Origin of the sequence: Rhodopirellula sp. P2 (genome assembly GCF_028768465.1) — a bacterium.
Taxonomy (GTDB): Bacteria; Planctomycetota; Planctomycetia; order Pirellulales; family Pirellulaceae; genus Rhodopirellula.
In genome coordinates, this window is the sequence record NZ_CP118225.1 from 5,835,818 (window position 1) to 5,855,014 (window position 19,197).

15 protein-coding genes are annotated in these 19,197 nt (G+C 57.6%); 11 read left to right on the forward strand and 4 right to left on the reverse strand.

Annotated features, from left to right (window positions below; all coding sequences use genetic code 11):
• Window positions 1-11: 11 nt before the first annotated feature.
• The 9 genes from mnhG to PSR62_RS20545 all read left to right on the forward strand — a co-directional run bounded on the left by mnhG (window position 12) and on the right by PSR62_RS20545 (window position 9,318).
• Window positions 12-374, forward strand: coding sequence for a monovalent cation/H(+) antiporter subunit G (gene mnhG, locus PSR62_RS20505; RefSeq protein WP_274404857.1), 363 nt, complete (start codon window positions 12-14; stop codon window positions 372-374).
• Window positions 374-952, forward strand: a complete 579-nt coding sequence (locus tag PSR62_RS20510; protein WP_338020238.1) for a DUF4040 domain-containing protein — start codon at window positions 374-376, stop codon at window positions 950-952. Before mnhG ends, PSR62_RS20510 begins: the two co-directional genes overlap by 1 nt.
• Window positions 949-1,386: a Na(+)/H(+) antiporter subunit B gene (locus tag PSR62_RS20515; protein WP_047817505.1), complete on the forward strand. Its 438-nt coding sequence runs from the start codon at window positions 949-951 to the stop codon at window positions 1,384-1,386. Before PSR62_RS20510 ends, PSR62_RS20515 begins: the two co-directional genes overlap by 4 nt.
• Complete coding sequence (locus tag PSR62_RS20520) at window positions 1,383-1,982, forward strand: sodium:proton antiporter (RefSeq protein WP_274404859.1); 600 nt, start codon at window positions 1,383-1,385, stop codon at window positions 1,980-1,982. Before PSR62_RS20515 ends, PSR62_RS20520 begins: the two co-directional genes overlap by 4 nt.
• Entirely contained in the window at window positions 1,979-3,457 is a 1,479-nt protein-coding gene (locus tag PSR62_RS20525; protein WP_274404860.1) for a monovalent cation/H+ antiporter subunit D family protein, read from the forward strand. The genes PSR62_RS20520 and PSR62_RS20525 overlap by 4 nt, the downstream gene beginning before the upstream one ends.
• Window positions 3,454-4,986, forward strand: a complete 1,533-nt coding sequence (locus PSR62_RS20530; RefSeq protein ID WP_274404861.1) for a proton-conducting transporter transmembrane domain-containing protein — start codon at window positions 3,454-3,456, stop codon at window positions 4,984-4,986. The genes PSR62_RS20525 and PSR62_RS20530 overlap by 4 nt, the downstream gene beginning before the upstream one ends.
• Window positions 4,983-5,312, forward strand: a complete 330-nt coding sequence (locus tag PSR62_RS20535; protein WP_274404862.1) for a hypothetical protein — start codon at window positions 4,983-4,985, stop codon at window positions 5,310-5,312. The genes PSR62_RS20530 and PSR62_RS20535 overlap by 4 nt, the downstream gene beginning before the upstream one ends.
• Window positions 5,309-7,048, forward strand: coding sequence for a Na(+)/H(+) antiporter subunit D (locus PSR62_RS20540; RefSeq protein WP_274404863.1), 1,740 nt, complete (start codon window positions 5,309-5,311; stop codon window positions 7,046-7,048). The genes PSR62_RS20535 and PSR62_RS20540 overlap by 4 nt, the downstream gene beginning before the upstream one ends.
• 179 nt (window positions 7,049-7,227) lie before the next feature.
• On the forward strand, window positions 7,228-9,318 hold the full coding sequence (locus tag PSR62_RS20545) for a hypothetical protein (protein WP_274404864.1): 2,091 nt from the start codon (window positions 7,228-7,230) through the stop codon (window positions 9,316-9,318).
• Between the two features lie 40 nt (window positions 9,319-9,358).
• Here the strand turns inward: PSR62_RS20545 and PSR62_RS20550 are convergent, their stop codons facing one another.
• The 4 genes from PSR62_RS20550 to PSR62_RS20565 all read right to left on the reverse strand — a co-directional run bounded on the left by PSR62_RS20550 (window position 9,359) and on the right by PSR62_RS20565 (window position 16,614).
• A complete protein-coding gene (locus PSR62_RS20550; protein ID WP_274404865.1) occupies window positions 9,359-10,399 on the reverse strand; it encodes a nucleoside hydrolase in 1,041 nt (346 codons plus the stop codon).
• A gap of 361 nt (window positions 10,400-10,760) precedes the next feature.
• A complete protein-coding gene (gene hisN / locus PSR62_RS20555) occupies window positions 10,761-11,588 on the reverse strand; it encodes a histidinol-phosphatase (protein WP_274404866.1) in 828 nt (275 codons plus the stop codon).
• Between the two features lie 396 nt (window positions 11,589-11,984).
• Window positions 11,985-13,493 (reverse strand): DUF1501 domain-containing protein, encoded by a 1,509-nt coding sequence (locus PSR62_RS20560; RefSeq protein WP_274404867.1) that lies wholly within the window; start codon window positions 13,491-13,493, stop codon window positions 11,985-11,987.
• A 10-nt stretch (window positions 13,494-13,503) separates the two neighbouring features.
• Window positions 13,504-16,614: a PSD1 and planctomycete cytochrome C domain-containing protein gene (locus PSR62_RS20565; RefSeq protein ID WP_274404868.1), complete on the reverse strand. Its 3,111-nt coding sequence runs from the start codon at window positions 16,612-16,614 to the stop codon at window positions 13,504-13,506.
• 288 nt (window positions 16,615-16,902) lie between these two features.
• Between PSR62_RS20565 and PSR62_RS20570 the strand changes: the two genes are divergently transcribed.
• Window positions 16,903-17,433 carry a sigma-70 family RNA polymerase sigma factor gene (locus PSR62_RS20570; RefSeq protein WP_274404869.1) on the forward strand — a complete coding sequence of 177 codons (531 nt, stop codon included), beginning with the start codon at window positions 16,903-16,905 and terminating at the stop codon, window positions 17,431-17,433.
• 11 nt (window positions 17,434-17,444) lie between these two features.
• Window positions 17,445-19,127 carry a LamG-like jellyroll fold domain-containing protein gene (locus PSR62_RS20575; RefSeq protein ID WP_274404870.1) on the forward strand — a complete coding sequence of 561 codons (1,683 nt, stop codon included), beginning with the start codon at window positions 17,445-17,447 and terminating at the stop codon, window positions 19,125-19,127.
• Window positions 19,128-19,197 lie beyond the last annotated feature (70 nt).

Sequence of the window (19,197 nt, forward strand, 5' to 3'; positions counted from 1 at the left end):
AAAGGTGACTCATGATCGCATTGGAAATCGCAAGCTGGTTCTTTCTCATCGCAGGAGCCATCTTCTCCATCATTGGTGGGATCGGCATCATTCGCTTGCCCGAGTTTTTCTCTCGGATGCACGGTGGTGGCATCACGGACACGATGGGTGCTGGGTTGATCCTGATCGGGCTGCTGTGCTTAGCGGGCCCCACCTTGATCGCCGTCAAACTGCTGTCCATTCTGTTTTTCTTGACCATCACCAGCCCCAGTTCCTGTCACGCACTGGCTCACTCGGCACTGATTCACGGTGTCAAACCCGAGCTGGACGTCAAACAGAACTCCAACCGCACAATCAACCCGCCCGCCGCCCCGCGTGATGGAGACGTCTCATGATGAACTGGGTCGTCTTTGTCATTTTGGCGCTGCTGGCACTGACCGCCGTGACCGTCGCTCGATTGCGACAGTTGTGGGCGGCAGTGATGTTCACCGGCATTTACAGTTTTCTCAGTGCATCCTGGATGATGATCCTGGATGCACCCGACGTGGCGTTCACGGAAGCCGCCGTGGGTGCGGGCATCTCCACCGTTTTGATGCTCAGCACACTGGCCCTCACCGGCGAACAAGAACAACCGACCAAACGGTCGCCCCTGGTTCCTCTGTTGGTGGTCACGATCACCGGCGGCGCACTGATCTACGGCACCTTGGACATGCCGCACTACGGCGACCCCAACGCGATCGTGCATCTGCACCCAGACCCGTCGTTTGTCGAGCGGTCCCTGGAAGACATGCACGGTTTGCCCAACGTGGTGACGGCGCTGCTGGCGTCGTACCGGGGCTATGACACGCTTGGAGAAACCACCGTTGTTCTGACAGCTGGAATCGCGGTGCTGCTGATTTTGCGTCGCGACGAGATGGAACGTCCCGCGATCGCAAGCCGAGCCAAACGACGCAAACGGAAGGCCAGCGCATGATCAAGTTCCCCATCATTCGCGTGATCACCAAACTGCTGATCCCGTACATCTTGCTGTTCGCATTTTATGTTCAGTTCCACGGTGACTACGGACCGGGCGGCGGCTTCCAAGCCGGGGTGATCTTTGCCTCCGGGTTGATTCTGTACGGATTGGTCTTCGGACTCGATGCGATCAAACGGGTCGCTCCCCCGATCGTGATCGAAAAGCTGATGGCCCTGGGCGTGTTGGTCTACGCCGGCACCGGCTTCGCCACCATGCTGCTGGGCGGCAACTTTTTGGACTACGACGTTTTGGAACACTCCTTCAATCACCAGTACCTGCCCGGTGGACAACACCTGGGAATCTTCGTGGTGGAAGTCGGCGTGGGAATCACAGTGACCTCGGTGATGACGATGATCTTTTATGCCTTCGCCAGCCGGAGTCGATTCGTATGAACGGTCCAGCCATGGAACAAGTCACAGGGCTTTACAACTACTGGATCGTGATTGTCTTGATGATGACCGGGTTTTACATCGTGCTGGCACGACGCAACCTGATCAAATCCGTCATCGGGCTGAACATCTTCCAAACCTCGGTCTTTTTGCTCTACGTGACGATGGGCAAAGTCCGCGGCGGAACCGCCCCGATCATCCCGCCAGAAGTCGCGGCAGCACAGGCCGAAGCCATGCACGCTTCCGGTCATGCTGAGCAGGCGACGCACGCCCTGGGAACCGTCTCGGAAGAAATCGTGGGTTCACACGCCGCGCACGCGGATCTGCCGGGAGCTGAAATCATTTACTCCAACCCCTTGCCCAGCGTGCTGATGCTAACGGCGATCGTGGTTGGCATTGCCACCACCGCACTCGCATTGGCCCTGGTCGTTCGAATCCGCGAAGACTACGGGACGATTGAAGAAGATCGAATCTTGGAAATCGATCGCGCCGACGGATTGCCGGATGACGACGACGAAGATCAATGGATCGATGCAGAGGCTCATTCACTGGCCGGGAGTTCCCCTGACAACCCCACCGATTCGGAGTCAGTGAATTGACGGAACATCTCCCGATCCTATTGATTGTGTTGCCGCTGGTCGCGGCTCCACTGTGCGTGATTCTGCATCAACGAACGGCCGCCTACGCTCTCGCCTTGCTGGTCAGCTGGATCACGTTTGCGATTTCGATCGCGTTGGTCGCGCAAGTCAACGAAACCGGAGTCATCCGGTACAACCTGGGTGGCTGGGCGCCGCCCTATGGCATCGAATACCTGGTCGATTCTCTGTCATCGTTTGTGATGATGTTTGTCTCGGGAATCGGTGCGATCGTGCTGGTCTACGCCCCCAAGTCCGTTGATGACGAAATCGCTCGCTCCAAACACTATCTGTTCTACGCAACGTATCTGTTGTGCTTGACCGGATTGCTGGGCATGTGCGTGACCGGTGACCTTTTCAACGTCTTTGTGTTCTTGGAAATTTCATCGCTGTCCTCCTACGCCTTGATCAGCCTGGGAAAAACCAGGCGTGCTCCGCTGGCTGCGTTTCAATATCTGATTCTCGGCAGCATCGGTGCGACCTTCATTTTGATTGGCATTGGGTTGCTGTATCAGATGACCGGCACGCTCAACATGGCCGACATCGCCGCCCGCGTGCCGCACGAGGAAGGTCCCCGAACAGTCTTGGTCGCCTTCAGCTTTTTGGTCATCGGGTTGTGCGTCAAAATGGCGGTGTTTCCGCTGCACACTTGGTTGCCCAACGCTTACACCTACGCACCGTCCGTGGTGACCTGCTTCATTGCGGCGACCGCCACCAAGGTTTCGGTGTACGCGTTCATTCGAGTGATCTTCGGAATCATCACCCCCGGTTTCGCGTTTGATTACTTGCCGCTCGACACAGAGCTGACCATCTTGGCTTTGGTGGGCATCTTTGTCGCCTCGACGGCCGCCATCTACCAAGCCAACGTCAAACGCTTGCTGGCTTATTCCAGCGTGGCTCAAATCGGTTACATGATCCTTGGAATCAGCATGGCGACCCCGGGTGGCCTGACCGCTGGCATCGTCCACATGTTCAATCATGCTTTGATCAAAGGTGGGTTGTTCATGATTGTCGGCTGCTTCGCCTTGCGACTGGGCAGCGTCAAACTCGAAGACTGGAAGGGTGCCGGCAAAACCATGCCCTGGACATCGCTCGGCTGGGCGATCGGCGGCTTGGCATTGATCGGTGTCCCCGTGACGGCAGGCTTCATCAGCAAATGGTTGCTGTTGACCGCCGCAATGGAAAAAGGCATGTGGCCCGTCGCGGTTCTGATGCTGTTCAGTTCGTTGCTGGCCGTGGTCTATGTGTGGCGCGTGGTTGAAACGTTGTACTTCAGTGAACCCACTGCCAAAGTCCTGCAGGCCAAGGAGGCTCCGCTGGGAATGTTGATCCCCACCTACGTCGTCTTGGCGGGAACGTTTGTGTTTGGTGTCTGGACCACCTACTCGGCCGATCTGGCCGCCGCAGCAGCCGCCGGATTGCTGGGAGTCACCCCATGACCGATTCCATGCAAATTTGGGTGTCGTTGCTGCTGCCGCTGATCGCGTATGTCTTGCTGACTCTGACCGGCAAATCGCCGAATGTTCGCGAAGGCTGCACGCTGACCGTCGCCACCATTCTGTTTTTGTTGACCTGCCGATTGTCCAGCGATGTGTTCGCGGGAGCACGTCCGGAATGGACTTGGGGCGAATGGCTGCCCGGGTTCCAGATCGCCTTCCAAGTCGAACCGCTGGGAATGTTGTTCGCCCTCGTTGCCTCGGGACTTTGGATCCTGACCACGATCTACGCGATCGGCTACATGCGTGGGCACAACGAAGGCAACCAAACTCGATTTTACGGCTGCTTTGCCTTCGCCATTTTCGCGGCACTGGCTGCCGCGTACGCGAAGAACCTGTTCACGTTGTTTGTGGCTTACGAGATCATGACGATCTCGACCTACCCCTTGGTGACTCACCACGGCAATGAAGAAGCTCGCAACGGCGGCCGCGTCTACCTGGGAATCCTGCTGTCGACCTCGATCGCGTTTTTCATGCTTGCGATCGCCTGGACCTACACCCTGGCTGGCACACTGGATTTCACGGTCGGCGGGATTCTGGCCGGTCCCGTGGCCGACGAAAAGATCTCCACCGTGGGCCTCGGTATTTTGCTGGCTCTGTTTGCATTCGGAATCGGCAAAGCCGCTTTGATGCCGTTTCACCGCTGGCTGCCCGCCGCGATGGTCGCACCGACTCCCGTCAGCGCTTTGTTGCACGCGGTCGCGGTGGTGAAGGTCGGCGTCTTCTCGGTTTTAAAAGTGGTCGTCTATGTCTTCGGCTTGGATCTGCTCACCGGTTCCGGTGTGAACCTTTGGCTGGCTTACGTCGCTGGGTTCTCGCTGGTCGTCGCGTCCTTGGTCGCGATGACGAAGGACAACCTGAAGGCACGGCTGGCCTATTCGACCATCGGCCAGCTTGCCTACATCACGCTCGGTGCCTTCCTGGCAACGCCCAGCAGCATCATCGGTGGCGGAATGCACATCGCCATGCACGCGGTCGGCAAAATCACGTTGTTCTTCTGTGCCGGTGCGATCTATGTCGGCGCCCACAAGAAAAACATCAGTGACATGCGAGGCCTTGGCCGCCAGATGCCATTCACGTTTGGTGCGTTTCTACTGGCCTCGATCAGCATCATTGGGTTGCCGCCCGGCGGTGGTGCCTGGAGCAAATGGTTCCTGGCCGTGGGCACCGTGGAAACTCATCAGTACTTGCTGACCGCTGCCCTGATGTTCAGCTCGCTGCTCAACATCGCCTACTTGATTCCGATTCCGATGCTCGCGTTCATGGGCAAACCCAAAGCGGAAGACGCGACCGGTCATGACTCAGACGATCATGACAGTGACCATCACGCACCCACCGTTGGCATTCACGAAGCCCCGATGATGTGCGTCGTCCCGCTGTGCATCACCGCGATCGGCAGCGTCGCTCTGTTCTTCGCCGCCGACTGGATTTACGAAGCCTTGTTGCCGATCACGCAGACGCCGAACTCATGAGCCACACACCTCCCACCGACCCCAGTTGGTTCGAACGCCCCCAGAACATCCAACGGATGATCATCGGTTTGGTGGTCGTTTGCGTGCTGTTGGTCTTTGCTGATTTGTTCTACGAGAACCCACACCCACACTTTGGCAAAGTCGAAACGTTCTTTGGCTTTCAAGCGTGGTTCGGTTTCATCGCGTTTGTGACGGTGGTGTTTCTGGGAGCGATGCTTCGTCCGTTGATCAAGAAACCTGAAGGCTACTACGACCCGGAACCTGAGAACGAATTCCCACGCTTGGATCGCCCCGAAGACAACATCACCCCAGGAGACGAAGCATGAGTTTCTTATCTGCTTTGCCACCGGGATGGCCGATGATTGTCGGTGGTCTGTTCCTCTGGTTGCTGCCTAAACGAGCGCAAGCCGCCGGTGCACTCAGCCTGGCGATTCTCAGCGCCTTGCTGTTCTGGTTCACACCGGTTCTGGCCGCTGGTGAAACGGCGAAAACCTTCACAATGCTCGGTGCTGACCTGCACCCCATTCGCGTCGATTCACTCAGTCGTCCGTTTGGGCTGGTGTTCCACATCGCCGCCATCGTGTCCGCGATTTATGCGTTGCACGTTCGCGACACGCGTCAACACATCGCTGGCATGGTCTACGCTGGCGCCGCCATCGGAGCCTGCTGTGCCGGTGACTTGATGACCCTGTTCGTGTTCTGGGAACTCACCGCCATCAGCAGTGTGTTTCTGGTTTGGGCATCGGACACTCCCGCCGCCTATCGCGCGGGGATGCGTTACCTGATCATTCAAGTCGGTTCAGGGGTGCTGCTGTTGACCGGAGCGGTCATCCAATACGTCGAAACCGGCTCGTTGAAGTTTGAATTGTTCGTCAGCGAAGGACAAACGCTGTTCGGCGACAGTTCGATCTCACCCGCGGCATGGTGCATCCTGTTGGCGTTTGCGATCAAGTGTGCCTTCCCGCTGCTGCACAACTGGCTGCAAGATTCTTACCCCAAAGCGACCGTGACCGGCACGGTTTTCCTCAGTGCATTCACGACGAAACTGGCGATCTATTCGCTGGCCCGTGGCTTCGCTGGTTTTGATCCGTTGATCACGATCGGCTGCGTGATGACGTTGTTCCCGATCATTTTCGCGGTCATTGAAAACGACTTGCGGCGAGTCCTCGCGTATTCCCTCAACAACCAACTGGGCTTCATGGTCGTGGGGGTGGGCATCGGAACCGAGCTCGCCATCAACGGAACGGTGGCCCATGCGTTCTGTCACATCATCTACAAATCGTTGCTGTTCATGTCCGTCGGTGCGGTGCTGTTTCGCGTCGGCACCGCCAAAGCAACTGAACTGGGCGGACTGCATAAATCCATGCCGTGGACGACCGCGTTCTGCATGATCGGTGCGGGTGCCATCTCCGGGTTCCCGTTGCTCAGCGGTTTCGTCAGCAAATCCATGATCATTTCCGCTGCCGGCGAAGAACACATGTTCGGCGTGTGGATTGTGTTGCTGATCGCCTCCGCCGGTGTGATGGAACACTCAGGCATCAAAATCCCGTTTTTCGCGTTCTTTGCCCACGACAGTGGCAAACGCGTCAAAGAAGCCCCGTGGAACATGCTGCTGGCGATGAGCATCGCCGCCTTCGCCTGCATCGCACTGGGCATCGCTTACCCATTGCTGTACCGGTTGCTGCCCTTTGATGTGGATTACCACCCGTACACGATCACCCACGTGGTCACTCAGCTACAACTGCTACTCTTCGCTGCACTGGCATTTGTCGCCCTGATGAAATCGGGTCTGTACCCGGCGGAGCAACGCGCTGTGAACCTGGATACCGATTGGTTCTACCGACGCTTGATCCCCAAAGCCACTCGCGGTGGGCAAGTGGCAATCGAATTGGTCGACCAAACGTTCCGACACGACTTTTTGCTAACGCTGCGAAGCGGCCTGCGAATCGTGCAGCGGTCGTTCAACGTCAATGGTTTGATCGGCCGAACGTGGTCGACCAGCACAATGGCGTTCTGGGCGGCAACGCTGTTGGCGATCAGCTTGGTGCTTTACTACATCTGAACCTTCGGCATCGTTCGCAGGCATCCGCGCATCCGTTGCGTCCGCCGACCGCTGCCCGATAGACAATCGGCATGACGCTCGCATGAAAAATATTCGCGAATGAGAATCGCTGGGGATGATCCCTCTACAATAGGCTGCTTCTGCAAGTGCCAGCCCATTCTGAAAACGATTGCCGATCGATGCTCCCGCCAAGTCCTCTGACAACTACGTCGCCCAACGGCAAATCCACCAAACTGCGGCACCCCTTTGGCCGGCTAATCCTGGCGTTCTTAGCGTGCGTTTTTGGCCCCCAAGCCCATGCCGGGATCAGCGGCGAAAACATCATCGTGGTTGTGAACGCAGATTCGGAGGATTCGCTGACGTTGGCGAACCACTACGTTCAGTTGCGAGACATTCCGCCATCCAACATAGTCTTATTGGAGGACGTGCCCTCGGGTCTACGAGTCTCACTGGATGACTTTCGCGAAAAGATTTTGAAACCGGTTTTGACGGAACTGAACGATCGCGGCCTGGGTGCTCACGCTCAAGTGATTGCTTACTCCGCTGGTTTTCCGACTGCGGTCGATATTCGTGAACACACCAAACGGCTGACGGACGAGAACCAGAAAAAGTATCAACGTCCAGTTGCGTCGATCAACTCAATGACTTTCTTCTACCGCTGGGTGCTGGCCGATTCGCCGGACTACCTCGGTTGGGTCAGCAACTTTTACGCGCGAGGTTCTTTCGAACGCCACTTTGCGAATCCGTTCGCAGGTGAGGCGGGGGAAAAATTCGAAGCCGCCGAAGACGCAACCAACAACGCCGAGTCGACGGAGGACTGGAGCGAAGCGGCGGACCTTTGGACCGCGATCGCAGAGGACTACCCAACGCTGTATCCGGTCCATGTGCGCGCGGCCGAAGCCTATGCCAATGCGGACGAACTCGATTCTGCCGTGCAGAGATTGGCGATGGCGACCGCAGGGGGTTGGGCGAATCGACGCTACGTGGAAGAGTCCGACTCACTGCAAAAGCTGAAAGAGACAGACGGTTTTGAGACCATCCTTGCTCTCCTTCAAGACGTCCCGATGAAGAACCAAGGGCCGGTTCCTTTTGCGACCAACGTCGGATGGACCAGCACCGGTCATCCGATCCCCAACGCCAAAGGCGGCATGCCATACATCCTTTCGTGTGTCTTGGGCGTTGTCCATCAACGTGGCAGCACCTTGGAACAAGCCATCGAGGTGCTCGAGCGGGCTCGCAAAGCCGACCGAACTTCCCCCGATGGGACGTTCGGGTTTGCCAAGACATCCGACGTCCGCGTCACAACCCGAGAACCGCTGTACGCCGACGCGCTGGCTTGGCTGATCTCGCGTGACCAGAATGTCGAGATCTTTGCGTCCAAACTGCCGACATCCGACAAGGCGTACTCCGGGATGATGTTGGGAGCGGCCAGCTTCGACGCTCGCAAGCGATCCTGGTCGATGACTCCCGGAGCCATTGCCGAGAATTTGACCAGTTTGGGAGCGGCGTTTGAAACGGGCTCACAGACCAAGTTGACCGAACTCTTGCACGCCGGCGCAGCAATCAGCAGCGGCGCCGTGGCAGAGCCCTATGCGTTGGTGCATAAGTTCCCGACTCCGATGATGCACGCCTACTATGCCGAAGGCGTCTCAGCGATCGAGGCCTTCTACCTCAGCACCACCTCGCCCTATCAATTGCTGATCGTCGGCGATCCAGCCTGCCAACCCTTTGCGAAAGCGCCCATCGACTTCGTTCGAATCGAGGCGGGAGAAGTGACCGACGACAAAATCCCGGTGAACTTCTTTTGGCAGCAGCTTCCTGGAAACGCGGCCACGTCACCGACCGCCGCGATTGAACTGCACCTGCAAGGCAAACGAATCGCCGTGGCCCGACCAACCAACAAGATCGAGATCAAACTGCCATCCAGCCTGCAAGGGGCACTGCATTGTCGGGCCGTTCTGATTGGCCAGCACCCCACACAACCTCATGTGGCAATCACCCAAACGATTGTTCTCGGGAATCCCAACGCCTTGCCCACGATCGAACAAAAAACCGTGGATGACGAACAGATCCAAGTCAGACTTGCCTGCCCCGACGCGGACCGTATCGAGCTGAAGCACCTGGGCCGCGTCGTCGCCGAAATCGAAGGCCCATCGGGAACCGTCTCACTCACGCCCACCCAGGTCGGCCGGGGCCCGATCCAACTCGACGCCGTCGGACATGTCGGAGAACAAGCCATCCCGGGTGAACCACAGCTCATCGAATTTTGAGCATCCCCGTCGGGCACCGTTCCCAATGTCAATCAGCGACTCAGTGGTCGCTGAAATCGCGAGGCGGCTGGCTTGAAAGAGCCCGCTGAACTTCGATCACGCGAATTGCCTGCTCGGGACTCATTTTCAACAATTGATCTCGCCCCTTTGCGTCCGGGTGGAATTCGGTGAAGCCCTTGTCATCCACGATCACGCGGCCAGGCTGAGACAGCCCAAAGTAGTGACCGTCCGGCCGCACCGCATGCAGCACACTGGTCAAATCCCAGGTGGGCCGATCGTGGTTGGGGCCGCTGTGCAACAAATAGGCTTCGCGAACCGGATGGTGCGGCACGTAGGAAAAATCGCGAGCGATGCTTTCACGCGGGTAGGCCGCGGCGATCCCGATCCGGTAATCGCTCCACACCACCGGCACCTCCTCGGGCGATCGATCCGCGAACCGCTGCATCGCGTCGATTCCATTGACCACGTTGGCTTCATCGTGCCGCGGTTTGCCCAGCGTGGGTCCGAAACATCCTGCCATCACTGAAATCAGCTTGCACTTTTTGCGAAGCAACTCCGCACCATTCAGCGGACTGATCTCGTCACCTTTGGAATCCAACAGATCCGCCAAGTTCGTTGCCAGTCCGACTTGAATGATCACCACACTGGCATCGTCCGACTGTGCCAACGTCCGCCGCAGCACCTCGACCGCCGTGGGCGCGTCATCGCTACTGAGCAAATCGTGTGGGTATCGGAATCGATCGCCATCGCGAGTCTTGCACAATTTCAGATAGCGACTTTCGCGACGCTGAGCTTCACGCGTTGCTCCGATGGGAAGATCACCGCGACCATAGAACGTGTTGATCGCGTCGACGAACGGGGCGGCCAGCGGATTGACCTTGGAGATCGTCACCGCTTTCAGTTCGCACTCACCGCGATCTTGCAACGCATGCAACATCGCGAGCGCCAGCACATCGTCGCAATCACCGGTGATGTCGGTGTCAAAGATCACCGGCAACGGTTTTGCGGTCGTCGCGGAATCGGATTCCGCGCGGAGAGCCAAACCATTGATCGCGACCGCCGCGATCAAAAACACAATCATTCGTAGAAGCATCAGTGTGAGTCTCTTGATTCAGGAGATTTGGCGGCAGCTCGTATCGTGCCGCAAATGAAGTTCACAGGCTTGGAACCGGTCCCCAAAGTGGAAGACACGAAGATCACAAAGTCGTTGGCGATTGCAAGCGGCTTGGACGCCCAAAAGGGTCTCTCCCCTCGCCCTGAAGAACTATAGACCTGAGTGCGGAAGCACGCACCCCTTCCAACGGAAGACATTCTCTCTATCCCATCAAACAGCGTTTCAACGTCGAGCTGATCCACTCGCTACGATCGACTCACACCAAAACGATGAGCCACCGCGGAATGCCTTCTGCGGTGGCTCTCTTTTGGGGATGAAACGGAACGTGTCACTTCTTCAAGCGAGCCAAGACTGCCTCGTGGAGGTGCCCGTTGGTTCCAACTCCATCGCCGCCGCGGACCGTGTCGATGCCTTTCCAAGACGTGAAACGACCGCCCGCTTCGCTGAGGATCGGCGCCATCGCGGCAACGTCCCAAGCATTGCAGATCGGATCGACCATCAAATCCGCTCGGCCAGTCGCGACCATCGCGTATCCATAGCCATCGCCCCAAGTTCGCGTCAGCCAGGTGTCACGCTGCAAGGCATCAAACACATCGCTGTCACCGCGAGGCCCTTCGCCTCGATCGCCAAACGACTTCGCTTCGCTGGTGACGAAAACAGCCTTTGACAAATCGGTTTGCTCTGACACATGAGCCTTGCTCCACGTCTTCAGGTCGTCGCTGTGGTAACACCCACTGCCCAACGCGGCGACGACGATCTGATCGGTCGCGGGCAGGTAAATGACGCCACCAAACGGGGTCTCGTCACATTCCAGTGCCAACAACGTGCTGTACAGCGGCACGCCACAGATGAACGATTTGGTTCCGTCGATCGGATCGACCACCCATCGGTAACGGCTGACGCCTTCGCTGTCGGCAAATTCTTCCCCAGCGATCGCGTCATCGGGGAACTGCTTGGCGACCAATTCGCGGACCAATTGTTCGGCTTCCCGGTCGGCGATCGTCACGGGGGAATCGTCGGATTTCCGGTCCACCGACAACGATGACTTTCCAAAGTGAGTCAGCGTGTGCTGGCCGGCTTTCAAAGCGATGTCGACCATCGCGGTCAGTCGTCCATCGTGTTCCGATTGCCACTGGGCGGGAGTCCAATCCGACATGAGTATCCAAAGAGGTGAGCGGGAAGTTGAGCGGGGAAGGTGAGCGTGGAGTGCAACGAAAACCAGGAACGTCAAAGACGGCCGAGCCTCGGCAATTGCCTGCCATCAACGCCCACGCCACCAATCTAGATGAGCAAGTCAACGCCGTGCCACCCGGGCGCCATCCATTCGCGGTGAACCGCTGCCTGATTGTCCAGAAAAACCCGTCTGTGGTCTCGGGGCTTCCGCTCCGAGCTACCAACGCAGGCTCCTCCGGAGCCATCCACATTCGCCCCGGAAGGGGCCGACATCGTTAGCTCGGGGCGGAAGCCCCGAGAACGTTCGCAGAGCTCCCAACGCCGCCCCGGACGGGGCCGACGTCGATGACGCGAAGTGACCGGCCTGACCCTCGATTGATCAAGTCAGGATGTCTCGGATGACGTTTCCGTGGACATCGGTCAGGCGGAAGTAGCGGCCTTGGAAACGGTAGGTGAGGCGTTCATGATCGATACCTAAAAGATGCAGCATCGTGGCGTGCAGGTCGTGCACGTGGACGGGGTTCTCGGTGATGTTGTAACACACCTCGTCAGTCGCTCCGTACGCCATCCCTGGTTTGACGCCGGCACCGGCCATCCACAGCGAGAAACAACGTGGATGGTGATCCCGCCCATAGGTTTCTGCGTTGAGCGTTCCCTGGCAGTAAGAGGTGCGTCCGAACTCGCCTCCCCAAACGACGAGTGTGTCTTCCAACAGTCCGCGTTGTTTCAAGTCGTTCACCAACGCCGTTGTCGCTTGATCGACGTCCCGACACTGGCCGGGCAACTGTTTCGGCAGCGTGAAGTGTTGATCCCATCCCATGTGGAAGAGCTGGATGAATCGCACATCGCGTTCCGCCAAACGACGCGCCAGCAAGCAGTTGTAGGCGTACGTCCCACGCTTGGTCACGTCGGGACCGTAGGCATCCAGAACATGCTGAGGCTCGTCAGAGAAATCGATCAGGTCCGGCACCGAGGTTTGCATTCGGTATGCCAACTCATATTGCTGAATTCGCGAATGGATCTCGGGATCACCAAACTCGTCCAGCTTCTCTTGATTGAGTTGCTGCAGGTCGTCGAGCATGCGGCGACGGGCCTTGGCATCAAAGCCATCCGGGTTGCTCAGGTACAGCACCGGATCCCCGACGCTCATCAGTTTGACGCCGGCGTAAGTGGACGGCAGGAACCCACTTCCCCAAAGGCGATCGTACAGCGGTTGGCAGTTGGGACGCCCCGTGCCACGGGACACCATGGAAATGAAGGTGGGCAGATTTTCGTTGATCGTGCCCAATCCATAGTGCAGCCACGATCCCACGCTGGGCCGGCCGGGCAATTGATTCCCGCTTTGGAAGAAGGTCATCGCGGGGTCGTGGTTGATCGCTTCGGTGTGCATGGAGCGGATCAAGCACATGTCATCGGCCAGCGTTGAAATCTTTGGAATCAGCTCACTGCCCAATTCCAAGCCCGCTTCTCCGTGCTTGGCGAACTTGTACCGCGAGCCGGCCATCGGAAACGATTTTTGCCCCGCCGTCATTCCCGTCACTCGCTGATTCATGTCGACGAAATCAGCCAGTTCCTTGCCTTCGTGTTCCTGCAAGGCAGGTTTGTAGTCGAACAATTCTTGCTGGGACGGGGCACCGCTTTGAAACAAGTAGATGACCCGTTTGGCTTTGGGCGGAGTGTGATATTCCTTCATCACCCCGTTGGGTGGAGGGAAGTCGGGTTGCGGAGCGTTTGATTGGGAAGCGGCCGGCGCATTGTTTTCCGCCATCGCGGAACGTCCCATCATGGACGCCAGCGCCGCCATGCCGACTCCCGACGCCGATCGGCCAAAGAAATGACGGCGAGTCAGCATCATGCGATGCTCGGCAGTGATGTCGTTGGGTTTCATGGCATGTTCTCTATTCAACGGTGATGAATTCGTCGGTGTTCAAGATCAGGTGGGCAACGGCGGTCATGGCTGCCAGTTCTTGAGCATCCAGTTGGCTGTCCGGTTTGGATTCCCCGACCGCCAACAGTTTTTGGGCGGCTTCCGGGGCGGCTTGGTAGTGGTCTTGGAAGTAAGACAAATTGCTCGACATCACCTTCAACGTGGATGGTGAAGGTCGTTTGGCGATCGCCCAGAAAGCGAGTTGTGAGAGCCGTTCGTCGTCGGTGGCATCGAGCTGCAAGGCACGTTGAGCGAGGTTCCGAGCGGCCTCCACAAACGTCGGATCATTCATCAACACCAAGGCTTGAAGCGGCGTGTTGGTGCGTCGAACGCGGACGTTGCAAACCTCTCGGCCGCTGGCGTCAAAAATCGTTTGACGCGGCGGATTGACGGCACGTTTCCAGTACGAGTACATGCTTTTTCGATAGAGGCTGTCGCCCTGATCGGGCTTGTAACGCGTGCCAGCTCTGGCAGCCACACTTTCCCACAACCCACTGGGTTGATAGGGCTTCACCGAAGGCCCGCCGACTTTGTCATTCGCGATTCCTGCCACTTGCAAAGCCAGGTCACGGATCACGAACCCATCAGCGCGATAGCGAGGGCCGCGGCTGATCAATCGATTTCCAGGGTCCGGGTCGTTGTGGCCGTTTTTTCGCTTGGACGATTGATTGAACGCCGCACTGGTCACGATCAAACGATGCATTGCTTGGACGTCCCAGCCGGATTCGATGAACTCAACGGCCAACCAATCGAGCAATGCACGATGGCTGGGCATCTCGCTTTGCAAACCAAAATCTTCGGCGGTTTTGACGATGCCAGTTCCGAAGTGACTTTGCCAAATCCGGTTGACCGCGACTCGGGCGGTCAGTGGGTTTTCACGGGAGACCATCCAGCGGGCCAGTTCCAAACGATCCTGTGGTTGCGAGGCATCCGACGAAGACAGCAAGGCCGCGGGAACGCCACGCGGCAAGGGATCGTCTTTCACCGGTTGATCGTATTGGCCTCGATCTAAGAGGTAGGCCGGTTGCGGATTCCCCTCGCGTTCTTTCATCACCATGACCGGGACGCGAGGTCCCGTTTTCAGGATCAGCGCCTTCTCAGCAGCGGAGAATTGCTGTTGGGCGGCCTTCAGTGGTTGGTCGATTTTGCGGTAGTGGGCCAGCAACTGATTGTGATCCGCTTTCGTCCGATCTTCAGCGGTTTTCAGCAGGATGTCCTTCAGCTTCTGACTCAACTCAGCAACCTGCTGGGGCAATTCGGCAACCGACTCGGAACGTTCGACTTGAAGTTTGCCAATGACGTGATTCGCGAACGGGCTGTTGAATCGAAGGATGAGCTTCGTGGGTTGCCCGGCAGCGGCCGGAATGGGGTTTCGCAAGCGGAAAGTGATGTCGACGGATTCGTCTTTGGCATTCGGTTCAAAGACGGCCCAACCCGATTTGGGATCCTCATCGATTGCGTTGGACGCGGGGTAGTTGGGCTGTTCAAAGGAAGCGGAAACGGATTGCACGGTTTGGCTTTGGTCGCCGACATGAATCTCAACGTCGGTCAACACGAAGTTGCCGTTCACACTGGGTGCCAACTTGCGAGGCGCCCCAAACCGCTTGTCAGGCAAAGCGGTCAACTTGAACAGGCTCGTGCCCGAAACGTCATCGTCGATCACGAGTTCATAGGCAACATCCTTGGCGTCTTGTCCCTCGGTGGGTTGGAAGACAACCGTGTGCTCGGACTCCTTTTCCAGTTTCCCGTCACCGGTCAGTTGCACTTTGTCGAGTGTGACGTTTTGCCATTTCACGTCGATGGACGTTTGTAGCAGTCGCTGGGTTTCGTCTGCCCACTGGTTCATCCTTTGATGGATTCCCACCTCGGCATCCTGGATGGCTTGTTCGGCCCGCTGCACCGCGGCGAGTTCTTTCGGAGACGCTGTCGCCAGGGGCGAAGCGAACTTCATCGTGGGGTTGGCGCTCACGCCTTTGCCGATTCCTCGCTCGCCGATGTTATTGAAGTAACCGTAGAACTGATAGAATTCTCGTTGCGTGATGGGGTCGTATTTGTGGTCGTGGCAACGCGTGCATCCGAGAGTCAAACCGAGCCAAACGGTTCCGGTTGTTTCCACGCGATCGATCACGTTCTCGACCAAGAACTCTTCTGCCAGTGCGCCGCCTTCGCTGTTTTGACGGTGGTTCCGATTGAACGTGGTGGCGAGTCGCTGGTTGTCGGTTGCATTGGGGAGCATGTCACCGGCGAGTTGCTCGACCGTGAACTGATCAAACGGCATGTTGTCGTGGAACGCTTGAATCACCCAGTCTCGCCAGGGCCAGTTGCTGCGTTCGGGATCATTTTGATAGCCGTCGGTGTCGGCATAGCGAGCGGCGTCCATCCACAACAACGCTTGACGTTCGGCATAATTCCACGTCGACATCAATTCGCGGACCGCTTTTTCGAAGGCCTGCTCACTCGGGTCGGCCAAGTATTCGTCCTGCAGTTCAGGGCTTGGTAACTGCCCCGTCAAAGTCAGGGCAACGCGTCGCAGACGGATGGCGGGATCCGCGTCACGAGAAGGCGTGAGCTGGTTGGAGAGGAGTTTCTCTGCCAGGAAGGCATCGATGGGGTTCTTCGACCAGCGATCGATCACGTCCTGCGACCATCCCGACTTGGCCACCGCTTCAGTGGGCACCTCCGGCCGGGTCGGTGGCTCGAACGCCCAGTGCCCTTCGTAGGGTGCGCCTTGAGCGACCCATTGTTCGAGGATTCGTTTTTCTTCTTCGCTGAGCGATCGATTGCTGTCCGGGGGCGGCATCATGTCCGCTTCGTCCTCGCTGCGAATGCGAGCGATCAGTTCGCTGGCCTCCAGATCGCCGGGCACGACGCCGGCGTAGCCTCCCAAATCAGCGATCAAGTTCTCTTGGCTATCCAATCGGAACTCGGAATCTTGATTGTCCGCGTCGGGGCCGTGACAGTGAAAGCAGCGATCCGAGAGGATCGGTCGGACTTGACTGCTGAAATCCACCGACTCAATCTCATCGGCCCTCGCGGGCGAGGCCCCGAAAGACGCAAACGCAGCGACCGCGAGGCAAGCCACGTAAGATGATCGAAAGGATTTGAAACGGAAATTCAGCATAAAAAACCTCGCCACGAGACGCTTGCACGCCCAAAAAACACCATTGTGATCGGTTGTCGTCCTGCATACTCCCACTCCGGCCGGAACCTGCCTGCATTTGATTCATTTTTTTCCGATTTTGACCGGCAAGTTCACTGGGCAGCGGGAGTTTGTTGGTGGCATGACAGCGTCAGGCGGGCCGCTGGTAGGCAAGATCGATCCCCCAATCTTCCCCGCTCACTCGAACCCGATCTCACTTGAAGCCAATCGATGATGGACGAAGGTCGCTTCTTATCGCTGTTCCTCAAGCACGAGCGAGAACTCGCCAGCATCGCTCGCGCGTTTTTGCCGGATTGGAACGCGGTCGACGACGTGCTGCAGGAAGCCAGCTTGGTGATGTGGAGAAAGATTCAGCAACTGGAATCCGATGACGAGTTTCTGCCTTGGTCCAAAGTCATCCTGCGTTTTGAAATATTGAAAGCGCGTCGTCGACACGCCCGTCAGAATTGGGTGCTCAACGAAGAATTGATTTCCAAGCTGATGGACGAATCGGCGGAGGACGAGGCTGAAATGCGGCAGGCACAACAATCCGCCATCCAGCATTGTTTGCAGTCGTTCAGCGAAGACCACCAAAAGTTATTGCTCGCCCCTCACACCTCGCGAGGCGGCGTGCTGGCATTGGCGGAAGCAGGCGGGCATTCCGCGAATAGTTTGTACAAGCGGATCGGACGTCTCCGCGTGAAGTTGCACGACTGTGTGGTGCAGCGACTTTCCTCGGCCGAATTCGATCTACCAAACTGAAATCTCTGCTCATGAACGAACAACAGATCCAGGACTTGATCGAGAAGTACTTTCTCGAGGAGTTGAACGAAACCGAGCAAGCCGAACTCCGGTTGGCGCTGGAGGCAAAGCGAAGCTACCGAGACCGCTTTCGTCGTGCAGCTGAAATTGATGCGCAGTTGCGACATTACTGGAACGAAGAGATTGGCACGGAAGAAAGTTCGCCGCCATCCCTTCCGAGCGAGCAGCGTCCACACGAATCGGAGTCGCACGAGCCGATTCCACGCTCGGTCGCTGGTCCGCAACGCGTCGATGCCGGTTGGCTGACAGTCGCGGTTGCGGCCAGTTTGATTGCCGTGGTTGGCGTGTTGTACTCAGGCGTTTGGAAACCAACTCCGACGGGCGCCACGGCTGAATCGGCTGCGGTTCAGCCAACGGCACCGCAGTCCGATGACGACGAATCAGCAACGCGGGACTCGTCCGAGGTGGCTTGGTTGGTGACGGGTTACAACCACCGGTTCAACGATGGTTTGTCGCCCCAGAACAATTCCTTCGACATGGGGGATTACGAACTCACCGACGGTTCCATCACGCTTCGCTTTGACAGCGGCGTGGATGTGTCGATTGAGTCTCCGGCGCGGTTCACCATCGTCAATTCGTTACGGATGAAGATGGACGCCGGTCGAGCGAGAGCGATCGTTCCCGAGACTGGCCATGGCTTTGTGATCCAGACGCCCACCGCCGATGTCGAGGACCTGGGCACCGAATTCGGAGTCTACGTCAGCGAAGAACAGGACGTGGAACTGCACGTGTTCGCTGGTGAGGTCAACGTGCACACCGCCAATCACCCCTCACGGCGAATCCTGGAAGACACGGCCGTGCACTTGACGTCAACGGGCACCCAGCAAATTTCGACAACCGATGATGTCGCGTTTACAACCCGCAGCAAAATTGGATACCAACGTTGGCTCGCCGACAGCACGGCAAGACGTGAAGATCCCTCCACGCTGTTGTACTTCGACTTTGAACCGGTTCCGGACGCTCCCACCTTGCTTCGCGATCGGAGTCAATCGGGTTTGGCAATCGATGGCCAAATCCAAGGTTGTATCTGGGCGACAGGCCGCTGGCCGAACAAAGGAGCCCTCCTGCTAGAACGTGCCGGTGATCGTGTGGAACTGGATCTACCAGGGACCTTTGACGCACTCACGATCTCAGGTTGGATCCAAGTCAATCGATTCGATCAAGCGTTGCAAGCGTTCTTCAACACACGAGATTGGCAACCCGGTGAGCACCACTGGAACATCCAAAGGAACGGTGGCATGAGCGTCGGCGTGTCTCGAGCCTACACGATTCACTCAGTGCAAAAGAAAGTTCCTTTGGGGCGATGGACGCATCTGGCGGCTTCGATCGACGCTCAAAAGAGAGTGGCCACCTACTACATCGATGGCGAACCCGCTCAGCAAAGACAATGGGATAACGAGACTTCGATTGTCTTTGGTCCGTGCACGATCGGAGCCTTCGGATCAACGGTCACGGATCCCGGCACCACCCAAGCAGATGAAGAAGCCAACGCAGCGGAACCGTCCCTTCGCGTCGAAACGGTTCGCTACAATCGAGAGTTGCGAGGCCGGATTGATGAACTGGCCATCTTCGAGGGAGCTTTCTCCACCGAGCAGGTCAAAGACCTTTATGAGGCGGGCAACGGGTTCGACTGACCCGCTCGAGCGTACTTCCCCTTGAACGCTTGAACGAGCTCTCTCGGCCGCCCGAAACTGCGTTTCGGGC